Annotated in this window: 16 protein-coding genes; 2 read left to right on the plus strand and 14 right to left on the minus strand. The window is 48.0% G+C overall.

The genetic code is table 11. The annotated features are described in order from the left end of the window. Positions 1–368: 368 nt before the first annotated feature. A complete protein-coding gene (locus VV089_RS00250; RefSeq protein WP_334334501.1) occupies positions 369–2,765 on the minus strand; it encodes a hypothetical protein in 2,397 nt (798 codons plus the stop codon). A 1,200-nt stretch (positions 2,766–3,965) separates the two neighbouring features. Between VV089_RS00250 and VV089_RS00255 the strand changes: the two genes are divergently transcribed. Both VV089_RS00255 and VV089_RS00260 read left to right on the plus strand, forming a co-directional pair. Next, positions 3,966–4,832 (plus strand): tyrosine-type recombinase/integrase, encoded by an 867-nt coding sequence (locus tag VV089_RS00255; protein ID WP_334334502.1) that lies wholly within the window; start codon positions 3,966–3,968, stop codon positions 4,830–4,832. After that, a complete protein-coding gene (locus tag VV089_RS00260; RefSeq protein WP_334334503.1) occupies positions 4,825–5,982 on the plus strand; it encodes an IS91 family transposase in 1,158 nt (385 codons plus the stop codon). The genes VV089_RS00255 and VV089_RS00260 overlap by 8 nt, the downstream gene beginning before the upstream one ends. A 200-nt stretch (positions 5,983–6,182) precedes the next feature. Here VV089_RS00260 and VV089_RS00265 read toward each other — a convergent pair whose 3' ends face one another. The 13 genes from VV089_RS00265 to lepB all read right to left on the minus strand — a co-directional run bounded on the left by VV089_RS00265 (position 6,183) and on the right by lepB (position 22,062). Next, positions 6,183–7,265, minus strand: a complete 1,083-nt coding sequence (locus VV089_RS00265; RefSeq protein ID WP_334334504.1) for a hypothetical protein — start codon at positions 7,263–7,265, stop codon at positions 6,183–6,185. 144 nt (positions 7,266–7,409) lie between these two features. Beyond that, positions 7,410–8,591, minus strand: coding sequence for an AfsR/SARP family transcriptional regulator (locus VV089_RS00270; protein WP_334334505.1), 1,182 nt, complete (start codon positions 8,589–8,591; stop codon positions 7,410–7,412). A gap of 438 nt (positions 8,592–9,029) precedes the next feature. Then, on the minus strand, positions 9,030–9,230 hold the full coding sequence (locus VV089_RS00275; RefSeq protein WP_334334506.1) for a hypothetical protein: 201 nt from the start codon (positions 9,228–9,230) through the stop codon (positions 9,030–9,032). Further along, entirely contained in the window at positions 9,227–9,748 is a 522-nt protein-coding gene (locus VV089_RS00280) for a signal peptidase I (RefSeq protein WP_334334507.1), read from the minus strand. The genes VV089_RS00275 and VV089_RS00280 overlap by 4 nt, the downstream gene beginning before the upstream one ends. Continuing rightward, a complete protein-coding gene (locus tag VV089_RS00285; protein WP_334334508.1) occupies positions 9,733–10,785 on the minus strand; it encodes a MucBP domain-containing protein in 1,053 nt (350 codons plus the stop codon). The genes VV089_RS00280 and VV089_RS00285 overlap by 16 nt, the downstream gene beginning before the upstream one ends. Next, positions 10,778–11,548 (minus strand): hypothetical protein, encoded by a 771-nt coding sequence (locus VV089_RS00290; protein ID WP_334334509.1) that lies wholly within the window; start codon positions 11,546–11,548, stop codon positions 10,778–10,780. Before VV089_RS00290 ends, VV089_RS00285 begins: the two co-directional genes overlap by 8 nt. Positions 11,549–11,554: 6 nt before the next feature. Beyond that, positions 11,555–12,403, minus strand: a complete 849-nt coding sequence (locus VV089_RS00295; protein ID WP_172543552.1) for a hypothetical protein — start codon at positions 12,401–12,403, stop codon at positions 11,555–11,557. Then, a complete protein-coding gene (locus tag VV089_RS00300) occupies positions 12,400–12,939 on the minus strand; it encodes a hypothetical protein (protein WP_334334510.1) in 540 nt (179 codons plus the stop codon). Before VV089_RS00300 ends, VV089_RS00295 begins: the two co-directional genes overlap by 4 nt. Next, on the minus strand, positions 12,932–14,209 hold the full coding sequence (locus VV089_RS00305) for a hypothetical protein (protein ID WP_334334511.1): 1,278 nt from the start codon (positions 14,207–14,209) through the stop codon (positions 12,932–12,934). Before VV089_RS00305 ends, VV089_RS00300 begins: the two co-directional genes overlap by 8 nt. A gap of 17 nt (positions 14,210–14,226) precedes the next feature. Next, the gene (locus VV089_RS00310) at positions 14,227–15,042 is read right to left on the minus strand and encodes a class C sortase (RefSeq protein ID WP_172543549.1); all 816 of its coding nucleotides are present in this window, start codon (positions 15,040–15,042) and stop codon (positions 14,227–14,229) included. Positions 15,043–15,145: 103 nt separating this feature from the next. Continuing rightward, positions 15,146–16,684, minus strand: a complete 1,539-nt coding sequence (locus VV089_RS00315; protein WP_334334512.1) for a SpaH/EbpB family LPXTG-anchored major pilin — start codon at positions 16,682–16,684, stop codon at positions 15,146–15,148. A gap of 62 nt (positions 16,685–16,746) precedes the next feature. Further along, positions 16,747–21,447 (minus strand): DUF7601 domain-containing protein, encoded by a 4,701-nt coding sequence (locus tag VV089_RS00320; protein ID WP_334334513.1) that lies wholly within the window; start codon positions 21,445–21,447, stop codon positions 16,747–16,749. Positions 21,448–21,477: 30 nt separating this feature from the next. Then, entirely contained in the window at positions 21,478–22,062 is a 585-nt protein-coding gene (gene lepB, locus VV089_RS00325) for a signal peptidase I (RefSeq protein ID WP_172543546.1), read from the minus strand. Positions 22,063–22,075: the final 13 nt, after the last annotated feature.

A 22,075-nucleotide genomic window follows, 5' to 3' on the forward strand; every position in this document is an offset into this window, starting at 1 on the left:
GGTGTATGAACAGTAAAGCTTTATGTTCCTTTTTATCCTGGGAGTCAGAAAACGGAATCGTCTTCTTTGGGAATCCTTGAAAAACTCTTTACAGCTCGTCTTTCAATGTCTACTTTATATTAACATATTAAAAATCGCAGCGCAAGAAAAATTTACAGAATTTTCTATTTTTTTTAGATATAACATTACTGTTTACTCCATGACCAGTAACGTTATAACAGACCTTATAAACATGTCAAAGGCCGCCTGGCGCGCCGCTGGTTCACCCTATTCCGGCATGTCTATTTGAGGGCATGCTGTATCAAAGAGCCGCACACAGATTTCTCCATGTGCGGCTCAATCGGTTTGCTTTTTATAAATCTTGCTCGTTATGCCATTTCATAACCTGGTTTTTGTTTGTTGTCGTCATCGCCTTTCCTTGTTTTCTTAGACAAGAGCAGCAATGCCCCATTTGCTACTGCAAATACAAGCATCCATAAGGTCCACCTGTCTGCAAAAATCATTGGATTACGCATATCCTCTGTCAGGATAAAGAAAATCACGGATACAACTGCCGGAAGAATACTTAAGATGCGGACAAGTCCCTTTCTCTTCAACTCTTCCTGCTCCTCATCATCCTGGTACTCCTGGATTTTCTCCTCTTCCTCTTTGTCCTTCTTCTTTCCAAAGAAATAACCTGCCAGAAGAATTGCACTTACTGCAACCGTAAGTATAGAAAGAATCAAGTTCAAAAGCGCCCAGGCTCCCGGAGCCGCCAGAGGTGTTTCTTCGTCTTCTATCTCAATGTTCTGGGCCGGCGCCTCGGGTTCTTCCGGTGTTTCATTGCTGGCAAGAGGTGTCTCTTCGTCTTCTATCTCCTGTACCGGCTCTGCTTCGGGTTCTGCCGGCTGTGCAGGCGTGGGCGCAGGTGTCGGATCTGGTGTTCCGCCACCGCCTCCGCCTGTTCCGCCGCCTGTTCCGCCACCTTCCGGTGCAGGCGGTGTCGGAGGCGTAGGTGATGTGGGAGGTGTAGACGGTGTCGTCTCAGTCACCGTCAGAGTTCCCAAGACTGCAGTCACTGCATAATTGCTTTCCTTGGCATTTCCCCAATTTATGCGACAAGTATTTGTGCTGCTGCCTACCGTTGTCTGGCTTCCTGTAGCCGTTGCTGTGATCTCCTCGCCTGCAACAGCGCCTCCTGCAACAGAAACCACAGCCGTGCTGTTCGTCAGCGGAGTGCCGTCATATATTTTTCCGGCGCTTGCAGTCGTTACGGTTAAGCTGCGCCTGTAAATGGTCACGGCTGCCTCATACACTGCTGTTTTGTATCCTTCCAGCTCTGCCTCGATTCTTGCCGTATAGTTTCCTGCATCCTTTGGCGCATCTGGAAGCTCATTGCCCTCTGCATCAAAGTAAGTTACCGTTATCCTTGCGCCTTCTACATTCGCAGAAGGTGTCACGGAATGTCCATTGCCGTCATAAACAGCGCTCACGTCGCCTGCAGTAACAGCCAGTGTATCATTCTCTGTAATTCTTAACCAGCCGTCCGTCACCTGGAATGTGACGCTGTATTTCTCTGCATCTGGGCCGCCCAGGGTAAACTTGCTGTTGTCAAGTCCCATCGGATAGGGCGTTTCGCTAACCTCTGTTCCCTTCGCAGCACAATCTGCCTGATCTGGCGTTACGGTAAGGCCTGTGGGAAGAGAAATTTCCTCATTGTTTTCATTTCTCACAGTCATAGTATATCCGGTCACAGACTGCTCGCCGCCGTTGTAGGCCACTGTAGCATTGCTGCCTGTAATCTGGATCTCCAAGAATGCTTTCTGCGTGAAGTTTGCGGTAAAGGTATACACAGCTCCGCCCTTCACAGGAATGCTGCCGCTCAGTACTGCATTGTCACTGGCTGTATAGCTCCAGCCGTCATGTCCGGCAGCTTCAGCCGTCCAGTTGGTAAAGTAACCACCTTCGTCAGCTATAGCTTCAGCAGAAACGGAAGTTGTACCATCTTTGCTATATCTGTCGTTATTCTTGATAGTCACATATCCGTTTTTGCCTGTCTGGCTTCCGCCTTCTGCAGCCTGGTAAACGATCTTGGCTTGGTATTTATCGGGGATACCATCCGAGCCGCCCTCCTCCTTGTCAGGAGCGGAACCGCCTTTCATATCCAGAGTGTAAATCAAATTCTGGATAATGTCGCTGGTTACGCCACTCACACTTGCTGCTTTCAAAGCAGCAAGGGCAGTTTCGCTTTCAATTTCATCCAATATGTAGGTTTTTCCGTCCTTTGTAATGATAGAAGGAATGGAAATTACCGCTGTTCCTGTATCTGCTCTGTTGCTGCGCGCAGCTCTCTGTGGCCGGGAGCCATCCACGCCGAATTCAAAAGCTTCTCCCCATTTAAACTCATTCTCGCTTGGGTCTCTTAAGTCTTCCGGATCTTCGTCGTCGGTTATAAAGTTGATGATAACCTTATGTCTTTCTTCTGTATCCGCTGTTCCGCTTCCTTTTCCGTTTTCTCCATCAGGTCCTTTCGTTGTATCCGGATCCTGACTTTCCAGATTAGCTTCATTGGTCAGCTTGCCGCCTTCTATATTGCCCTTTGTAAATGTTTTGGTAACATAAATCTCGGCAGAAGTTTCTCCTTCTGCAATGGTTCCGGTAATGATCAAGTCATCGTCCTGGTATTTATAGCTGCCACCGCCGCTGACCCACTTTGCGCCGTGGTCGGTCACTTTGTACTCTGCACCTGCTGTTCCTTTTACTGTAATCTTATACAGCAAAGTCACTGGCTCTGGGTTATCTCCTAGAAATACTACAGTTGGGTCATAGTTAACCTCTACTCCGTTCGGAAGAGTTACTCCAGGCGGAGGCGTTGTCAGGCGTTCCTTCTCAAGCTTTGTAAGATCAGGCTTGGCTGCAGGGTTCGTCCAAATTGCAGTATAAATAATCTTATTATCTGCATTTGCATCTTCTGGATTTATTTTAGGCTGCACACCTTCTTTATTGGGTTCTACACTAGTAAGCTTCCATCCGCCAAAAATATAATCTTTGCGCTCGGGTGTTCCCGAAAATTCAGGTGTTTGTTCTCCTTTCTTTAACTCCTCAAATCCCTGATCTGGGAAGACAGTCTCCCCAGGCACTCCATCAGTATAGATTACTGTATATTCTTTCTCATCCTCTTCTTCCCATACAGCATAGAGGGTTTTGGAAACAGGATTAGAAGTACTGCCTAAACCTTTACTCCAATGCAAAGTGACGCTCTTACCTGCCGCATATTCTGGTTTTGCTGTCTTTCCATTTTCTTCATCTGTCCAGCCTAAGAATTTATAACCTTCAAGCGTAGGTGTTGTATTAGTTATAACTAAGGATGTGCTCTCCTTTGCAACCGAACTTGTTGTTGGTGCAATATAACTACCTGTTTTTATGCTACCATCTTCTGTAATTAAGTTTGTTTCATAATTCAAAGCATAATTGGCCTTGACAATAATATCCATAAATGGAGATTGTTTATACCAATTGCGATCAGGCAAAATGTTTATGGTATGAGTCCATGGCCATCTACAACTGCTACATACCACATAATAATCTCCTGCATAATTATAATTATAGTAAAGCTCCAAGGTTGTTCTAACTTTTCCTGGTTTCACAGTTTCATATTCAAATGCTAGAGATGGGTATCCATAGCCTGGTTTTGGATAAACTTTCTCGGAATATCCTCTGCCTTCAATTGTACCAAGTCGCTAGCGCGACGGCTAGCTCCAGTTATAATTATTCTCGCTACATTATAGAAAAAAGTAGCAGTTTTTGTTTTTATGTTGTATTGTTGAATTACCCCTAATCCACAATCACATAACAACCAAAACTGCTATGCTTATTTTATCATGGATTTCTCATTTCAACAACTGTATATCTTATTTTCCTCGTCCGCCGCCTTTTCTGAAATGTAACCCGTTGTTTTCTTACATTTCATCAAAGGAGATTTTATTATGGACAATTATTTAAACACTTTCCGGGAGATGATCTCCCTGCGTGGCCTTACGGACCATACACTCAAAAATTACTGCACCTATATCCGTGCCTATCTGGATTACCTTTCCCGCTTTCTCCTTAAAGCTCCCGAAGATGTTTCCTGGAATGAATTGCGTGATTATATCCGCTGGATCCAGAAATCCAGAAACCTTTCTGACAGGACTATCAACTGTGCCATCTCACAGCTCCGCTTTTTTACCATCTATGTCCTCCACAAAACATGGGACGATACCCAGCTACCCTTCCGCAGGTTCGATGAATATCTTCCCTATGTCCCCTCCAGACAGGATACCTGGACTTTCATTTCCACTATGCCTGATTTGAAGCAGAAGACCATGACCGCTTTGATGTATTCCTCCGGCCTCCGCATCGGCGAGGTATGCTCCCTGCGTTATGAAGATGTTGACAGAAAGAATCTCAGGCTACATATCACTCATGGCAAGAACCGGCATGACCGCTATGCCATCCTTTCAACAGCCGCTCTTGACCTGCTTACCCAGTACTGGTTTCAATACGGAAAACCCCGGGGATATCTTTTCCCCAAGCAGAACGGACAGGACAGGCCCATTGACACCTTTTTCCTTTCCAGACATATCCATGCCCATGAGGACCGCCTCGGATGGGAACGCAGACTCACCTGTCATTCTTTCCGGCATGCCTTCGGCACCCATCTGTATGAGGATGGCGTTGACCTGCTTACCATTAAAGCTCTGCTGGGACATAAATCTTTAAGCTCCACCGCCATTTATGTCCATCTGGCCTCCAATGGCACCGGCTCCGCCGTCAGCCCTTTTGACCGCATGGCAGGTGTTTCTCATGGGTGAATTTAAGATCCGGCAGGTATTTGAAGCTTCTTATCAGGCTTATTCCGCAAAAGCGCCTTATCTGTCGGATGTACAGCGTAAAGCGGCACATTCCATCCTGAAATGTAAATCCCCTTCCCTCGGGTGTAACGTAAGCCGCTGTGACTGCTGCGGACATATGGTATTCCACAATAATTCCTGCCGTAACCGCAGCTGCCCTGACTGTCAGGCTGTCTTAAAAGAAATCTGGGTGGACAAGCGCAGGGCCGAGGTTATCGATTCCCCCTATTTCCATGTGGTATTTACTCTTCCACATGAACTGGGGCCGCTCTTTTACCACAACCAAAAGCTTCTTTACGGACTCTTCCACAGATGCTGCGCCCAGACCCTTCTCGAATTAGCTTCAAGCAGGAAATATCTCGGGGCTGTGCCCGGCATCATACAGGTCCTCCATACCTGGAACCAGGAGCTTTCCTACCATGTCCATATGCACTGTATTGTTTCCGGAGGCGGTCTTACAAAGGACCATAAGATACGCCTCTCTTCCAATAACTTTTTTATTCCGGTCAGGGTTCTGAGGGATAAATTCAAGGGAAAGTTTATGGCCTGCCTCAGCCTGCTTTACAAAGACGGCTCCCTTGTTTTTCCTTCCTCCTGCTCCGCTCTTAAAAATCCCTGCTCTTTCAGGGAGTGGAAGGATTCCCTTTATGCAAAGGACTGGTGCCCTTACATAAAAGAAACATTCAACGGATTCGGCAATGCAATTGAATATCTTGGGCGTTACACCCACAGAATTGCTGTTTCAAACAGCAGGCTCCTTTCCGTTTCACGGGATTCGGTCTCTTTTTCTGCCAGAGGTTTAAAACCCGGCGGCCCAAAACGCACCATTACACTGGACAACATTGAATTCATCCGCCGCTATCTGATGCACGTCCTGCCTTCCGGTTTTCAGAAAATCCGGTACTATGGTTTCCTGAACAACCGCATGAAGACACACAACCTGACGGTTATTTTTAAACTTCAGGGCGGACAGCGTTTCCGGCAGCGTTATGCCGGTATGACCATGACGGAACTGCTCAAAGCGGTCTGGAATTTTGATATCCGCATCTGCCCGGAGTGCGGCTGTGCATCCATGAAGCAGCTTGGAAGAATGCATGCGCCTTCCGGATAAAACAGCGTTTTTTCATACTGTTTTTCAAGACCTCCCGGCGGAAGGTCTGTGAAGCATGCCCTTAAATACGAATACCGCATAACAAAGACCTGTCTTCACAGCTTTTTTCATAGGATTCTCCTGTTTAAGGGAGCTGGAAAAGATACTATCCCCATATACATACCGGCTGCACGTCCGCGAATTGGTACAATTGGAAAGAATCACATTCCGAGCAGTTTTATCTTTTGTATAAAGCTGTTCTCTTTTTCTGCTCTGAATCTGATACTTTCCTTAAGAATTATACCATCTGTATCTACACTGTACTCTGAAGGAGTAACAGCATACATGTCTGGAATAAGTGTAAGCATTGCATCTCCACACCCTCCACATGTTGTTATATCATAAGGACAATAATAATATATCCCTGTTTCACCTACATTTTTTGTAATACTTGTTGCATCTAAAAAACCCATGTTTATATATGGCTTACTATTATTCCAATAATAAATTGTAATTCCACTCACATATCGTTCAGCTACTGTCCCTGCCAAATCATCCAACTTTCCAAAAGCTGAAATCATAACTTCAACTGCAATCTGAACATCCTCACGTTTCTCGTACTCTGTTCCAAGCAGAACTTCATATGCATCTGACACCGGACCATAAAGAAGCTCTCTGACTTCTTCCAAATTGTCCGCAGTAATCTCTTTAGGAAGCTGAGCTACCGCATCCAAAAAAGCCTGAACCTCTGCCGGAACTTCTTCCAGCAGCTCTTCCTCATCCAGAACTTCTTCCTCATCAGCTTTAGAATCATCTATCGCAATCCCATTCTCATCCAAATCAGCAGCCTTGTCATCTTCGGAAGCAGCATCCTTTCCCTCTTCCTCCGTTACCTTCTCCTGATTTGCATCATTTTCCTGATTGCCTTCCTGGTTATCTTCCAGATGAACCTCATCTTCCTTATTCTTTTCGTCAGAAGTCTCCTCGGATTCCTCTACCTCTGCTTTCTTATCCTCCGAGTTCTCTTCCTCCGACACATCCTCCTTAGATGCATCCGTCTTCAGTTCTTCCTCCTTCAGCGTATCCGCTTCCGGTTCTTCCGTCTCCGGCGCGTCCGCTTTCGGCTCTTCCGGTACAGTCTCAATCGTTTTATCTGCATCCTCTGCGCTTTCCTCTGCAGCGGCAGTCTCATCTACGGCAGCCGCAAAGGTCGTGGACACAGTCAGATTGCTCAGCATCATGCTGGCAACCAGCATAAAGGCTAAAACCTTCGCCCAGAATCGCTTTTTTTCTTTTGTTGTCATCCTTGACATCCTCCTTTCATCCTTTTACCCCTGTTTTCAGAGCATTTTGTTACAACCAAGGGCAGATCCCCCCACTTGTAACATAAAAATAACAGGCCGCCGTTAGTAACCTGTTATTTTTTGTAAAAAAACGATCTTCAATTTTTATTCCTGCTCAGCCTGTATGGGGGAAATATGATAAGTAAGACAAGCCTTCGAATGACGATAGATTTTATGAAAGCTGGTGTCAATCCGGTTCATCACAAGCTGCGCGCCCTCCTCATCGGCGCCTTTCAGCATCAAAATATAAGCTCCTGCCTCCAGCCTGGCAATCGAATCCCCTGACCGCAGCCCTTCTAAAAGAACCCTTTCCAGCCTCCGCGTATCAGCGGCAAGCACAGCCTCCCTTCCCAAAGTTACAATCACAAGGGAAGAATTCTCCTTTGAACGCCCCATATGCCGCTTTTCCAAGGTCACAATACTCTGAAACATTTCAAAGGTACAGAAAAATGCCTGCGGCTCCAAATCCTCCCCACATACCAATTTAAATATATCCGAAGCACCCAGCTCCTTTTTTCCGCTCCCCACAGCCAGAGCATAGATCCGCTCTATCTCTTCTCCGGGAAGCTGTTCAAATTCCTGAAGCATCTTTGCCCGAAATGCCCCATAGAGCTCCACAGCCTGCCCCGTCTGCCCAAGAGCAATCAAAGCCCGCATCCGGTAGGCCGTAAAATCCTCCACCGCAAAGTCTATCTCATAGGCCTGCTCGCAGATGGTAATAATCTCCATCCACCTGTTCTTTTCCCATAAAACAGGCAGAACATTCTTACAAGTATCCAAATACAAGGCCCGGTAATACTGCCGCAATACAGGAACCCATTCACTGTCATTGGAAGAAAGAAAATCCCCTCTATACAGCGCAATTGCCCTAAGCAGCAATTCACAGTAGATATCCCCGGATTCCCTTTCCGCCTTCGAACAGACCTCCTCAAACTCCTCCGTATCCAACACAAGACAGACATCCGGATTCCAGGCATAATAACCAGAAAAAGTCAAAAGCAGCTCCTCCTGATCCGAAAACATCTCCTTCAAAAGCTTCCGGACCTTAAACAACATATGCCGCAGCGCATTTGCCGGCCCGGCACTTCTGCTGTCCGCCCAAAACCGTTCAATCAGCTCCTCCGAAGAAATATATCTATTATGATTTACAATCAAATACTGCAAAAAAGACAGGGTCTTCCTTCCTGCCTTCGGCGCCGACTTCTGTTTGACTGCTTCTCCCCCTTCACCACTTCCATAAGTAAATGAGCCCAACAACTCAAAATGTACACTCCGTTTCCCCTCCATACCGATACGGCCCCCTCATTCAAAACCCCTCACTGCCCGCGGCCACTTATCCGTCGCTTCCTACCTCACTTCTCCATTGTCCTTTCCCAAGATTTTAGCAGTTCTAAAGCTTTTTTCACAAATATGACGCAAAGGATCATACTCTGCGACATGGATTTCTTGATCTTTGACTTCTTTTATTATACTCAGTTGATTGTGATTATGCAATATAAAATTTTTTCCTGATTTGGAGATTTAGGCTGGGGTATTTGGGTATAAAAGATTAAAAAAATGGGGGGTTGAAATAGTATTTATATTTGATTGTTGAAGAGGGGGAGGGGAAAGTTTCCGATATAGGCCTTTTATGTCGCAGAGTATGATCCTCTGCGACTTTTTTAACCGCAGCCACCACCCAACCGCCCTGCCAAAGTGAAAAAGCGGCCTGCGGCGAAGGAGCCGTCAGCCGTTTCCAATATCCAGTGTCCGGCTGTTCGCGCACACACTGTCTGATATGGACGAACATTGCTCCCCGCCCCACAGGAGCCAAAACCCAAAAGCAATGTTCGCCCAGAGCAGACAGCGTGTACGCGAACCGTCCGAACACAGGATATGGAAACGGCCGACGGCTCCTTCGCCGCAGGCCGCTTTTTCACGCCTCATTCCCCCTTCATTCTCCCCCCAAGAACCCGAAAGAGCACCCCAGCCCCCAGAATCCCCGCCAGATAAAGCTTCCCGAAAAAATCCGTCACCAAAGGCAGCAAAAATCCCAGCAGCGGTATAGACAGCGCCACCTTCCCAATCACATTATGATAAGCAATCGGAAGCATATCATTTCCCTCATTGGCGTCCCCCTTCGTCAAAAGCTCCTGTTCCTCCAGGTGGTTCTCTACCGTCCGGTGCGTTATAACCGTTGTAGAATCATGCCCCCCATAAAATACAATCACATCGCCAGCCGCTATCTCCCCAGGAGAAATCTCCTTTGCATAAACCACACTGCCCACCGGAATCGCAGGCTCCATACTTCCGCTGACAATTGCATAAAGCTCATACCCAAACATCCTGGGCACGGTAAGAGGCAGGCAGATCAAAATCACCAGAAGAAGCAGCGCCAGGCCGAAAACACTGCACACCGTCCCCAGCCTGGATCCCTTCTTTTTCTCATTTATTTCAGTTCCCAATTGTCCAGTTCCTCATACGCATGTTCACGCCGCTTTTTCCATATCATAATTCCCATTGTAATCAGCGCGGCGGCCGCCGATAAACCGATGATAATGGATGCTCCGTATACAAAACGCCCTTCCGCATTGATAATCAAATCCCGGATACCGGCCAGAGGAACCTCCTCGTCATCCAGATCCATGAGCTCGCCCGGCCCCTGGGGCACCGCAGCGTCGGGAATGGTTGTAGTAGTATTGTTGTCCTCGCCTTCCGCAGCTTCCTCCCCCTCTGTTCCGGTTCCGCCTTCTGCCGTTCCGCCCGTGCCTGTTCCTCCCGTGCCAGTTCCTCCTGTTGTACCGCCCTCGCCGGAAATAACGTTAACACTGCCGGGAACAATCACCGTATTGGTTCCTCCATCCGTCACGGTTGTGGTAGTTCCGGCAGCCGTCCGCCGGTATACAAAGGTAAATTCATTTTTCGATTCGTCGCTTACCAGGGTTCTGGTCAAATTGTAGGCCTGAGGCTCGTATCCCTCGATATACAGGAAGGCCATCACCGGCTTATCCCCCACATTTCCAAAATAAGTCTCGCTGGGCGCAAGGGAATTGCCTGCCTCATCCTGGTAATTCACATGATAGGCTACCATATCTCCCTTGATGCCGTAAGCCACTACAAAATCCCGGTCACTCTCCACCAGAATAGAATTGCTCCTTACCTGATCCACCGTATTGTTGTCCCGGCCGCTCTGACGGATTCCTTTTACATAATACTTGCTGTCCGCCGGAAGCTGAATGGCGGCTGCCGCATTGAAGCTTACCCGGTCACGATAACTTAAGCCGCTGATGGTGATCTTATCCTTGCTTCCAGTGACAGTATACTTTGAAGAAAGTCCCGACAAGCCGCCGGTTCCGGAGAACTCTCCCTGGTTGCCTGCATAAAAGGTCAGGGTATAAGTATAAGCCTCTTTATCCTCCGCCCTGCTTTCCATGACGGGTGCCGCAGAAATAAGCAGGCACAGGGACAGAATCAAAAGCCCGGTTCTTCGCCATCTATTCATGCTTATCTCCTCCTTTACCCTTGCGGCTGGTAACCGCCAGGCCCATAAAGCCGATACCTCCCAGCAGGGCCAGCAGCGACCATAAGAGAATCCGGTTCTGATCCCCTGTCCGCACGTCGCTTCCTACCTTATAAATATCGTTGGATTCCCGGCGGCTTGCATTGGATGAGGTGGCTGTATTCGTGCCCCTCAGCTTTTCCACAGCAAAATTCATCTGCAGCTTTGCAATGGTATTCTGATAAGTATTTCCGCTTGTCTCCCCGTCCAGAGCAACCTTTAGGGAAATGGAAGCCTTTGCTTTGCTGTCCAGCTTATCCAGATAAAAGTAGTCCTCCAGTCCGTCCGTGGCCTCGTGAAGGCCCTCTCCGGCTCCGGTCACCGTCTCTCCGCCTACCGTCTCGCTGCTGTAAAGGGTTTTATCCTCTCCCTTGCTGTTCTTGTAGGTCAATACATAGGTATAAGCGCTGCCTTCCGCCACATTCTGGCTGTCCTCCAGGCTTTGGAGCACCTTATTTGTCATATACCAGTCGGTAGCCGAAGTATCTTTATTTTCCAAACTGATGCTGATAGCGATACTGTCTCCCGGCTGCAGGGCTGAGATAGCGTCTGCAATATCCGAGGACTTGAAGTTGCTCTCCATCTTATTTCCCACAAACCGCACATACCAGCCGTTTCCGCCTATATAATCCTCCGCATGGGCCGTCAGCGTGCTTCCCGCCGCAAGAAGCAGGATCAGAAAGAGACTGCACAGCTTTTTTTTCATATTCTCCTACCTCCTCAAAACCAGCTTTCCGTCTGCGCCCACTGTCACATCCACGCCCCAGGCGCTCTTAACGGCATCCTCTGCGTTGTGGGTCTGTACCGCATCCACGTCAATCTCCAGCACAAATTCTACGCCGTCATAATCATAGGTCATGGTAATGGTTTTGTAATTCCCGTTTACAGTTTCCGTTGTCGTTACCTTTTTGGCCACCTCTCTGTCAATGGAAAGAGTATCTGCAAAGGAGGGACTCACCTCGCCGGTCTTTAAGATTCCCGTGTAGTAGAGAACCGTCCGCTCCTCTGTGCTGGCATTCTCATCCAGCACCCATCCGTTAAACTCCGAGGACATTCCCTGGGCCGTCCAGGGATTCAGCTGTATCCACTCGGGAGATATGTCTCTGCGCTTCCTGCGCTCCTCCACAGGAACCGGGGTCTCGTTCTCTCCCGGGGCATCCACCCAGTAGCGGTAGATCATCACCCGGACATACTGATCAATATTTCCCGTATTGCGGACGCAGAGCTCTTCCTCGTACTGCCGCCCCGGCTGAATCTCAGCCGTCTTTTCTTCTTTGCCCCCCTGGGTATCCACCAGATGTGTCAGCAGGGCGCTGCCGCCCTCGTACCACTCATCATCCTTCTGTGTATAATTCCTCCAGCTCACATCGTTTCCGTTTTCCACCAGGGTGACGCCGATGTCGAACATCTGAAGCTCCGCCGAATAATTTTCACTGTAATAAGTCAGAGCCGCCTGGCTGCTTCCGGCTACGCTTCCAAGAAGCAGCAGCACAGCTGCGCCAAAGAGTATTCCTGTCGTATAGGTGCCCTTGGATCTGCTTTTATTCTTCTTCTTTTTCATGATCCGGCCTCCTCTTCAGACGTTATGGACAGATTCCAGTCCGCATAAGGGGTGCCGTCCTCCCGGTAGAGCACCGGAGTGCTCTCCTGAACAACAACCACATTGAAATTGTCAATCTCGAGATCCATCATTTCTCTTGTCACTTCAATCTTAACGGACAGTACGTTTGTCAGCTCCCCTGGCTTTAAAATGGCCTCATAGTACCACCAGCCGTCGGCATCCTTTCTCCAATGGCTGCTGCCGCCCTCAGGCACAACCTCGCTCTCCGCAAGGCCAAGAAGGCTTCCGGCATAGATACGTGCCCGGACAAAGCAGTCTGTCTCTCCCGTATTTTCAATCTGAATCTGCTTGGTCTGACGGTCTATACTCTCTTCAAGCTCCGACCGAGGTCCCAGGGCCAGACGGGCGCTTCCCCTTGTAGTGGTATAGGTTGTAAAATATGCCAGTGAATCCTTAAGGGATGTTCCAAACAGCAGCACCAGGGCTAGGAGCGCCAGAAGGGCTGTTCGTCTGCGATATGATTGCTTCCTACTCATTGGCCGCCTCCTTCTTGTATTCTCCTCCCGTTATCTGCGTGCCGACCCATTCTTTCGTGTCCTCAGAATAGGTAAAATGGTTGACGATGCCTGTTCCAAAGGCGGTGGTTCCGTCATAATCGTTGGTAAAGGTTATTCTTGCTCCAGTCTCAATGCCTTCCTCATCGACTCCTCCGTTTACTTCGCCGGAGGCGGCCAGAAGACTGCTGATAACTACAGCCAGATTGTCTGAGCCTGATGTAATGACCTTAGATTCTGGATTCCAGGTTTCTCCTCCCTTGTCAATGAGCTTATAGGACGCCCCGGTATAGATCTCCTTTACGGTTACCTCTGTGCCTGCAGGAATCTTCCTTATCAGAATACTCTGCTGACCGGGCTCATTGAAGTTCATACCCAGCATATCACTGTATACAACTTTCCTGGTTTCCGCCCCTTCTGCATTCTTTTCTACCCTTACGGCCTCTACCTGGAATACAAACATGGCCTCGCCTAAAGACTTATTATAGGTAGGAAGGTTTTTTACAATCTCCAGATTCAGATAGCGGATCTGGCGTCTCGGCTTCACTCCGACGGTTACGTCATATATCCATTCGTCTGAATCTGCATTTGCATCTCCCGGTCTTCCGTATGCATTGTCCGGAACGGATACCAGATACGGAAGGAAGGTATATTCATACTCGCCTGTCACAATGGGCTTCGCCCATACCAGATACAGTCCCTGCTCTACCTCCGTCTGCTCTCCTGTATGGATGGTTTTGTAATAACAGGGAGCAGAAGTAAGCTCTTTCTCGTCCGGTATCACAAGAGTTTCCTCATCCTGCGCCGGTTCCTTCCCTTCTTCCCCTGCATCCGCAGCCGGAGGAATAGGAAGATTGAGAATCCCTGCTATATAACGGGCTTCCTTTCTCCACTCGTCCGCCGTCACTTCGTAAATTCCGTCATTCAGCTTCTCTATATCCCAGGTTTCGGGATTTGGATACTGACTTCCTGCCGCTTCTTTAAATTCCGGATCCACGGTATATCTGCCATATTCATCCATCTTGGCAACCTGGTACAGGTATATCTCCAGTTCAACGCCGTCAGCCGTCAGATCCGACCAGTCCTCTGTATTTTCCTCAAACACGGACTTTGTCACTGTCAGCGTACACGTCTTCTCCTGATCCACAAAATCCCTTGCGGACATCTTCATCTGAGGCAATGCCAGCGCGAGGCACAGTACAGCCCCCATGGCGGCATAAAGCCAGGCTTTTTTTCTGTATCTCGTTTTCATACTCATTTCCTCTCCTTCTACTTCTTTCGATGCCGGACGCCAAGCCAGATCATCAGCAACAGCAGCATGGGCGCCATAAGAATGGGTGTGATCAGAATCGGTTTTAGCTGCATGGCGTCTGCCGTCACACGGATGGAGGAGGCGTCTGCCAGGTTCTCAATCCGGTGCCCCCGCACCAGCATGCGGTGGCTGTTGATTCCGTAGGGGGTGCAGGTTACCAGGGTGCAGTAGTCCATGCCATTGATCAAATCCAGATCCTGAATCTCTTCCGGAAGTACGATGTGAATCTGGTCAATCTCGTAAGTGAGTGTCTCATCCAGCACCCGAAGGACAAATACATCACCCTCTCGCAGCTGATCCAGATCTGTAAACAATTTTGCCGAAGGTAATCCTCTGTGGCCGGACAGCACACAGTGCGTCCCCGGCCCTCCTACCGGAAGGGAACTGCCCTCAATATGCCCCACGGCAATCTGCAGCACAGACTCCTCCACGCCATGGTAAACGGGCAGATAGCAATTAATGCTCTCTATCTCAATATAGCCCATAATTCCATTACCGGAAACATTCAAAAGAGACTCATATTCTTGATATTCCTCCTCTGACATGCTGTAACGGTTTCCCCTGCTCCACAGTGTTTCATTGTAGGCCTTGGCATCACTCCACAGTTTTTCATAAGTCTCATTGTCCAAATCTGCCACTGCCTCCGCATAGTTTGCAATGGCCTGGGACTGGTGAAACTTGTTCCAGTAGTCGCTGACTGTGGGATACAGCAGCAAGGACAAGCCTGCAAGCAGGATACTAATTAAAATAATATTGGATAAATGTTTCTTCATGCAGGTTTCTCCTTGCTGTTGTATGCCGGGGAGATATAAGTCTCCCCAGCTCAACAGACAAATTTATAGTTTCATTTTTCAGGAATCTTCACTCCCGCCGAATCTACTGCTTCTCGCTGCCCATACGCTTTTTCACCACGAGCATAATGCCGGCGCCTACTACCAGAATACCGCCCAGTACGTAGAAGATGGTTGTACCGATACCACCAGTGGAGGGAAGCTCTACGCCGGTTTTGTTCTCAACCGCAACTGTATTATCTTCTGCATCTCCTGTTGTATCTGTTATCGTACTATTACCGTTCTGATCCAGCATACTATTCTTGATCGTACATACACCGGTACGGTTACCCTGGCCATCGATTGTCTCAATGATCTGAACTTCAATGGGGGCAGCCAGCTTATTGTAACCGGCAGGCGCCTCTGTCTCAGTCAGATAATAGGTTCCTGCTGCTAAGCCGCTGAGGGTAAACTTACCTGATTCATCGGTTGTGATCTCAATAACATCAGACTCCTTGTCAGCTTTATATACCGTTGTATCGTCAACTTTGGAGAATGTTATGGGAACCAGGTTTCCTTCTGCATCTTTCACAGAAAGCGTAAACTTCGCTCCTGCCAGCTGTGTGTGTTCGTCTGCACCCTCTCTGATTGTAAACTTATCTACATCAAACTCATAAACGTAGGTTTTTGTTGTGCTTTCCTCAGTTTCCTGATCATTTCCATACTCAAGTTTTACCGTATTGGAATTGCCTGTACCTTCAATTACTGCATCTGCATTCACAGTCGCATTGTAGCGCACAATCAGTGTATCTCCTGGCTGTAAACCTGCAAGGAACTCCTCCGTAAAAGCAACTTTAAGGTTTGTTCCATTTTCGACAGCCGTTGACGTAGCTGTATAATTTTCAGGAGTTACTGTCGTTTCTGCTGTATCGCCCACAGGGATTCTTACTACAGTAACAGACCCCTCATTAAAGGTAAGGCCTTTTGACATGGTATCATTCACTACATAACCTGTGGCATTAGCTTTTACACTAATGGTAGCCTGATAATTCACAACATCTCCGATAGAAGCTGTATTGTCTTTATCCCATACAGGATTTCCATCTGCATCCGTTCCATTCTGAACGTCCTTATCGATGGTTGGCTTGCCGTTCTTCTCTTTCATTGTTACATTGGGCTGTGTTGTATCCAGAGATACCAGCGCTCCTGCATCGGAGCTTACCAGGTAGTAACCCAGATCCAGTCCGGTAAACGTAACAATCTCACTAGCGGCAGTTTCTGTGGCAACTGGTTTTATTCCCTCAGCTACCGCAAACGCTATGGCTGCATCTGCAAAGGCTTTTGCTCTCTCAGCAGTATTATCGCCCACCCAGGAAATATATCCCTGCTCATCTGCAGTTACATAGTCTGCTCCTTCATTCTTTACAAATTTTGCCCAGTTTTCGTCTGTCACCTTATAAGCAAAGGCTTCATCTCCTGCATTGTAGCTTTCCAGCTCAAAGATCTTATAAATCTTATACTCTTTCCCTGCAATGGCATTGTCAATGGTAATTGTACCCTCTCCAGCTGCCAGAACCGGAAGCCCCATAACCAGCACCATCATCATTGCCAGTGTAAGGCTCAACAACTTTTTCATACGTTTCATCACTTATTCTCCTTTTCCCTTTTTTTAATAATAATTAGTTGCCGCAGTCAATGACTGCAAATTCAGTTCCTGGAGGTATCTGCCCTCCTTTCTCTGAACTTTTTTCTATACATCAGGCCCGCCATCAGCAGAAGGCTGATGCCTGCCATTGTATATAAGTTTGTGCCGGAACCGCCTGTCTCCGGAAGCTCGAAGGTATAATAGCTGTTGTCATACTCCACCTGAATGGTTGTATTTGCCTGTGTAATCTGTCCCTTCGCAATCTTTGTAATCCTTGTTCCCGGATCCACCTTCACGCCGTTAATCTCAATCTGAGTATAATAATGCCTGCTTCCCTCTGCCTCTGTAATCACATAATTGGTTCCCACAGGCAGATAGTCTATAACAATGTACTCATTATTTTTCAGCTTAAATTCTGTGCCGCTGCTGATAACGAGATCCTGACATACCACCTCGTCTCTTCCCCCCGGAACCTTCCGGAATCTGGTATAAGAATAATCATCCCGAAGATTTCCGTTGCCTCCGTCGGTAAACTCAATGGTGAATTCAAATTCCTCGTTATTATCTACGATCTCTCCTGTCTGTTTGTCTCTTACTGTTTTTCCAATCTGCAGTGAACCTGTATTCTGCGGCGGCTTCAAGGCTGTCACAGACGGCAGTGTAAACTGCATCCAGCAAGTGGAACCGGAAGCGCCCCGCTCTGTGTAGAAAAATTTTAATGTATGAGTCCCTGCTTTGTTGTTACCATTTTCGTCTTTTAAATAATCCCAAAGATTTACGTACTCACCTACAGAAGAATGAACTCCGCCGATGTCGCAGACAAGCGTTTCATCATCCAAAAATACCCACATATCATCATCGCCGAAGAAATAGTATTCCAGAGGGCCTACATAATCCTCTCCCAGGTCAAATTCGACGGCATAATGCATACCGAAATAACTATTATGATCCAAACCGTCGTCACTGACTGGAAGCGCTTTCCATTCATCGCCGCCAGGCTCAAAGCGCAGATTCTTTTTATTTGCAGCATTGCCCCACTTCATGTCATGTCCTGCCGCTCCCCAGCTAGGTGCAGAATCCATCGGCCAGAAATTATTGCTCCAAATCTTTTCCCCTTTCGAGTTCGTTGCAACATATACAAAAGATTCCAGGTTTTGAACCCCTGTGTTTCCTACGGAAGATAAGGTATACGTATCACCCTGACGGTTAAAATCAAGATTATACTTATTGTTATCTAAAATGGTTTTACCGATCGTTCCAGACTTTCCGAAAATCTTTGGAGCAGGAACATTAAATTCAACCTCATCTCCAACTGCTTTTGACACCAATCCAAAAGTACAACCTTTGAAACCATTCGTGTTAAATTTATTTATTTCATTTCCATTCCATGTTGCCGTTCCAAAGTTTGTGCCCGCATTATTATTTCCAAAAGCATATTTGTTTTCATCCGCACAATTTCCTTTATCATTAATACCGTGTGCCCCTGTATTAATAATCTTTACATCCCCGCTTTCTCGGATATTTCCGTCACTGATATCATAATCATAAAAGGTGACCGGAACATCCTGCTTCTGCTCTTTTACATCATATATCAAGCGAATAACGGTTCCTGAACGAATCAGCACATACCGCTCGTTCTCATCCTCCTTTTCTGACTCCGGCTTGTTTGTAAAATGCAAAGTCTCTAAATTCTCAATTACCGTCCAGTCCTCTTCATTCTCACTCTCCGGATCCCTTCCGTCTTTCAGTATCCAGACTGCTTTCATATCATAGCTTCCATTGTCGATCAGAGAATTAAAATAATTAATATTTGGCGCTTTGATATATTCAAATTCCTTTTCCTTATATATCTCCGTTAGTTGTTCTTCTGTTTTGATTTTGTTCCCATTTTCCTCATCAATATAAATATTTATGGTTTTTGGAGTGTCTTTTCCATTCTTCGGTAATTCCCTCCCGGAAGTATCAATCACATCAAGCTTTGAAAGTCCGGTATCATTTGTATTGGCAACCCTTGGAAGGTCTGCGTAATACTGTACCTTAAACTGCGGATTTGGCGTTGAGGCTGCATATAAAGCCAGTGTCTTTTCCTTAAGGGTAAGGATCATTTTCTCATCTTCACCCAGCACCATTGCATTCAAATCATTGATCCCTGCCTGCTCTGTCAGTTCAAAAGCCGCTACTGCAATATCATTTTCTTCCTCCTCCGGCCCTCCTTCCTCTTCATCTTCCTGGATTACGTAGGGTTTTGCTGCTTCCGCATTGAATTGATTCAAAGCCTCCGCCGGAGTAACCTCCGCCGTAACCAGGCAGTTTGACAAGTCCAGTTCTTTCCCTTTATAAGTTACGGAATAAGACAAAGCCTCAATCAACAGCAGGGCAGTCTCTTCCTCATCCCCACCCTCTGCATAGGCCACTGCAGAAGCATAGGCTTCGGAACTCTCACTCAGCGGCACCACCGTGAAGGCCAAAGACTTTTCTCCAGATGCAGCTTCCCCTCCCGAAACCCCAGTTTCTTCCTGTACTTCATCTTCCCCGGATATCTCTGTCTCTTCCTGTTCTGACGTTTCCTCCGACATTCCCCTTTCTTCAGAAACTGACACTTCCTCCGGTTCTTCCTCCTCAAAGAATATCACAGACCCTTCCTGGGTTTCCTCCGGCTTCACTGCCTCTGTTTCTTCCGGCTTTGCAGACTCCGATGCGGTAATGTCTTCCGAAACTGCAGAACCCTTTTCCTGGGTTTCCTCCGGCAGGAGCGCATCACCTTCTACGTGGAAAGTAATATGAAAAGCATCATCCTCATATAAAAAGGTTTCCGCCAAATGAATGGTTCCGTTTTCACCTGTCCGGTAACCGATGGCTATCTCTGAAAAACTCTTTACCTGGAAGGTAGTACTGCTGTTTTCCACCTCACTGCTGTCCAGAACCTCCGATCCTTCTCCGCTGAAATGCACTACTGTCACAGAGCTTCCGTCTGCCAGTCCGTTCTCGTCCAGAAGCTGTACCATTACCGTTACATCACTCTGAGGCTCCACCTCTTCGCCGTCCAGATAAAATCCTATCTTCAGCAAAGCTTTCATGGTGGCATTCTCATCCCCCAGTGTCTCCCGAAATCTTGATTCCTGCTCCTGATAATGTTCCTGTCCGTTTTCCGGAGTAACCTGCTCCACAATCAGTTCTGCCTCTTCCGGAATATTGGCATCTGATTGATAGGTCACTGCAACAATATACCCGTCTCCTTCATAGGTTCTGGTAAGAACTTCCTCATCCTCTGCCGCTCCGGTCCGGAAGCACTCCTCGCTGTGCTTATGCTCCAGAACCTCCAGCTTCCCACAGCCAAAGGCGCCTTCTTCATCATAACATTCCTCTGTATGGGTATGCAGGGCAACCTCAGGACGTACACAGATCAGATTTCCATCCTTATCGTAGCATTCCTCAGTATGCGCATGCTCCTCTATCTCAGACAGAGGGCACAGCAGCCTCTCGTCATAGCTATAGCAGGTATCATCATGGCTGTGAACTACAAAGTTTGCCTTACCGCAGGCAAGACCTCCCTCTTCATCATAACAGTCTCCCATGTGGGAATGGATTCTTCCGCCGCAATAATAAACTGCATCGCCGCACTCATCTGTATGTACATGCTCCTCCAGCCCGCAAATCAGGCCTTCCTCATAGCACTCCTCTGTATGCTCATGCTCCTGAAAACACTCTTCGCCGTGGATGTGCTCCGCTGTCTCCAGATAACTGCAGGCCAGCTTCCAGAGCAGCTCGCCGTTCTCATCCTTTGCCTGCTGTCCGTTTCCATCCAGAACCGCCTCGTAGCAGCCATTCTCCACTGCATGCTCATGCAGAATGACTTCTTCCTTTCCGCAGACTAGTTCTTTTACAACGCCGCGGCATTCCTCTGTATGAGTGTGGCCCTGGGGATTCTCTTCCCTGCCGCAGGTGAGCTCCCGTTCCGTGACATAGCAGGAAGCGCCGTGCACATGGCCTTGATTTTCGATTCTGCCGCAGGTCAGGCTCTTGGTCACATTGTAGCAGATTGTCTCGTCATGGGTATGCCCCGCCGACTCTTCCAGACCGCAGCTTAAGGCGCCGTCCTCTCCGTAGCATCCGTCTGCATGGGTATGTCCCTCAGACTCTTCCAGACCGCAGATCGTTTCCCAGTCCTTGGAATAACAGGCTTCCGTGTGGGTATGGCTTTCCTTCTCCGCCTCCTCGCAGGTCAGCTCCTTATGCTCCGTATAGCAGGCATCCGTATGGGTGTGGGCCTCGGACTCCTCCTGGCCGCAGATAAAGCCGCTGTCATTGATCTGATAGCAGGCCTCTGTATGCTCATGCTCCTCCACTTCAGGAAGGGAACACACCAGAGCGCCGCTCTCATAACAGCTGCTGTCATGGGTATGAACCGCATAATCTGCATAGCCGCAGAGAAGCTGATCCTCACTGTCATAGCATTCCTCTGTATGGGTATGAAGCTCTTCCGGGAAGACGCAGGCAAATTCCAGCGTGACCGCATCTTCCGTCTCGTCCCCTGCTCCCACCTTGCCGCAGGCAAGAATCTGTCCCTGGCATTCTTCTGTATGGGTATGCTCCTCAAGCTCGCACACTGTCTTGCGCTCAATGGCGACTGCAGGCATCAGAAGCACGTATGCCGTCACAAACACCACTGCAGCGCCCAGCACTGTGAGCACCTTCCTCCACCGCTTATTTTTCCCGCTCTCCCGCAGGTACTTTGCCGCTTTCTTCAACATCGAAGACTCCATTGGAAATCCTCCTTTTCATACCGATAACTGCTACATCACCGGGCCCATGTCCTTCAGAGGCCAGACCCTGAATACCAGCTTTCCAACCAGCTGTTCTTCCGCCACACAGCCTACGGTCGTGCTCCGGCTGTCCACGGAAACGCTTCTGTGATCGCCCATGACGAAAATACGGTTTTCCGGCACCTGATAGGGAAGCTTAATATCGCATTCCCCGAAGGCCCTCTCTACCAGATAAGGTTCATCCAGCAGCACATCGTTCACATATACATTGCCGTCCTCGTCCATATCCACCCATTGGCCGGACATGGCAATCACACGTTTTACAAGAATCTTATTGTTATAATAGAACGCCACCACATCGCCAGGTTCAAATTCCGTAGTCTTTATGGTAGCAATGATATCACCGTCATACAGGGTGGGACTCATGCTGGTTCCGTATATCTGAAGCACCGGCATCAGCAGCGTTGCTATCAGAACGGCCACAGCCGCCACTACAATCAGCGTACTAACGGTGCTCGTCAGCACCCTTTTATAGCGCTTTTGGTACTTGACCCTGCTCAGCTCCTCTTCCAGTTGAGAGAGCTCCGGCACTTCTATCGCCTTTCTTTTTTTCATAACCATCCTCACT

The sequence above is a fragment of the Candidatus Merdisoma sp. JLR.KK011 genome (assembly GCF_036941125.1).
Classification (GTDB): domain Bacteria; phylum Bacillota; class Clostridia; order Lachnospirales; family Lachnospiraceae; genus Laedolimicola.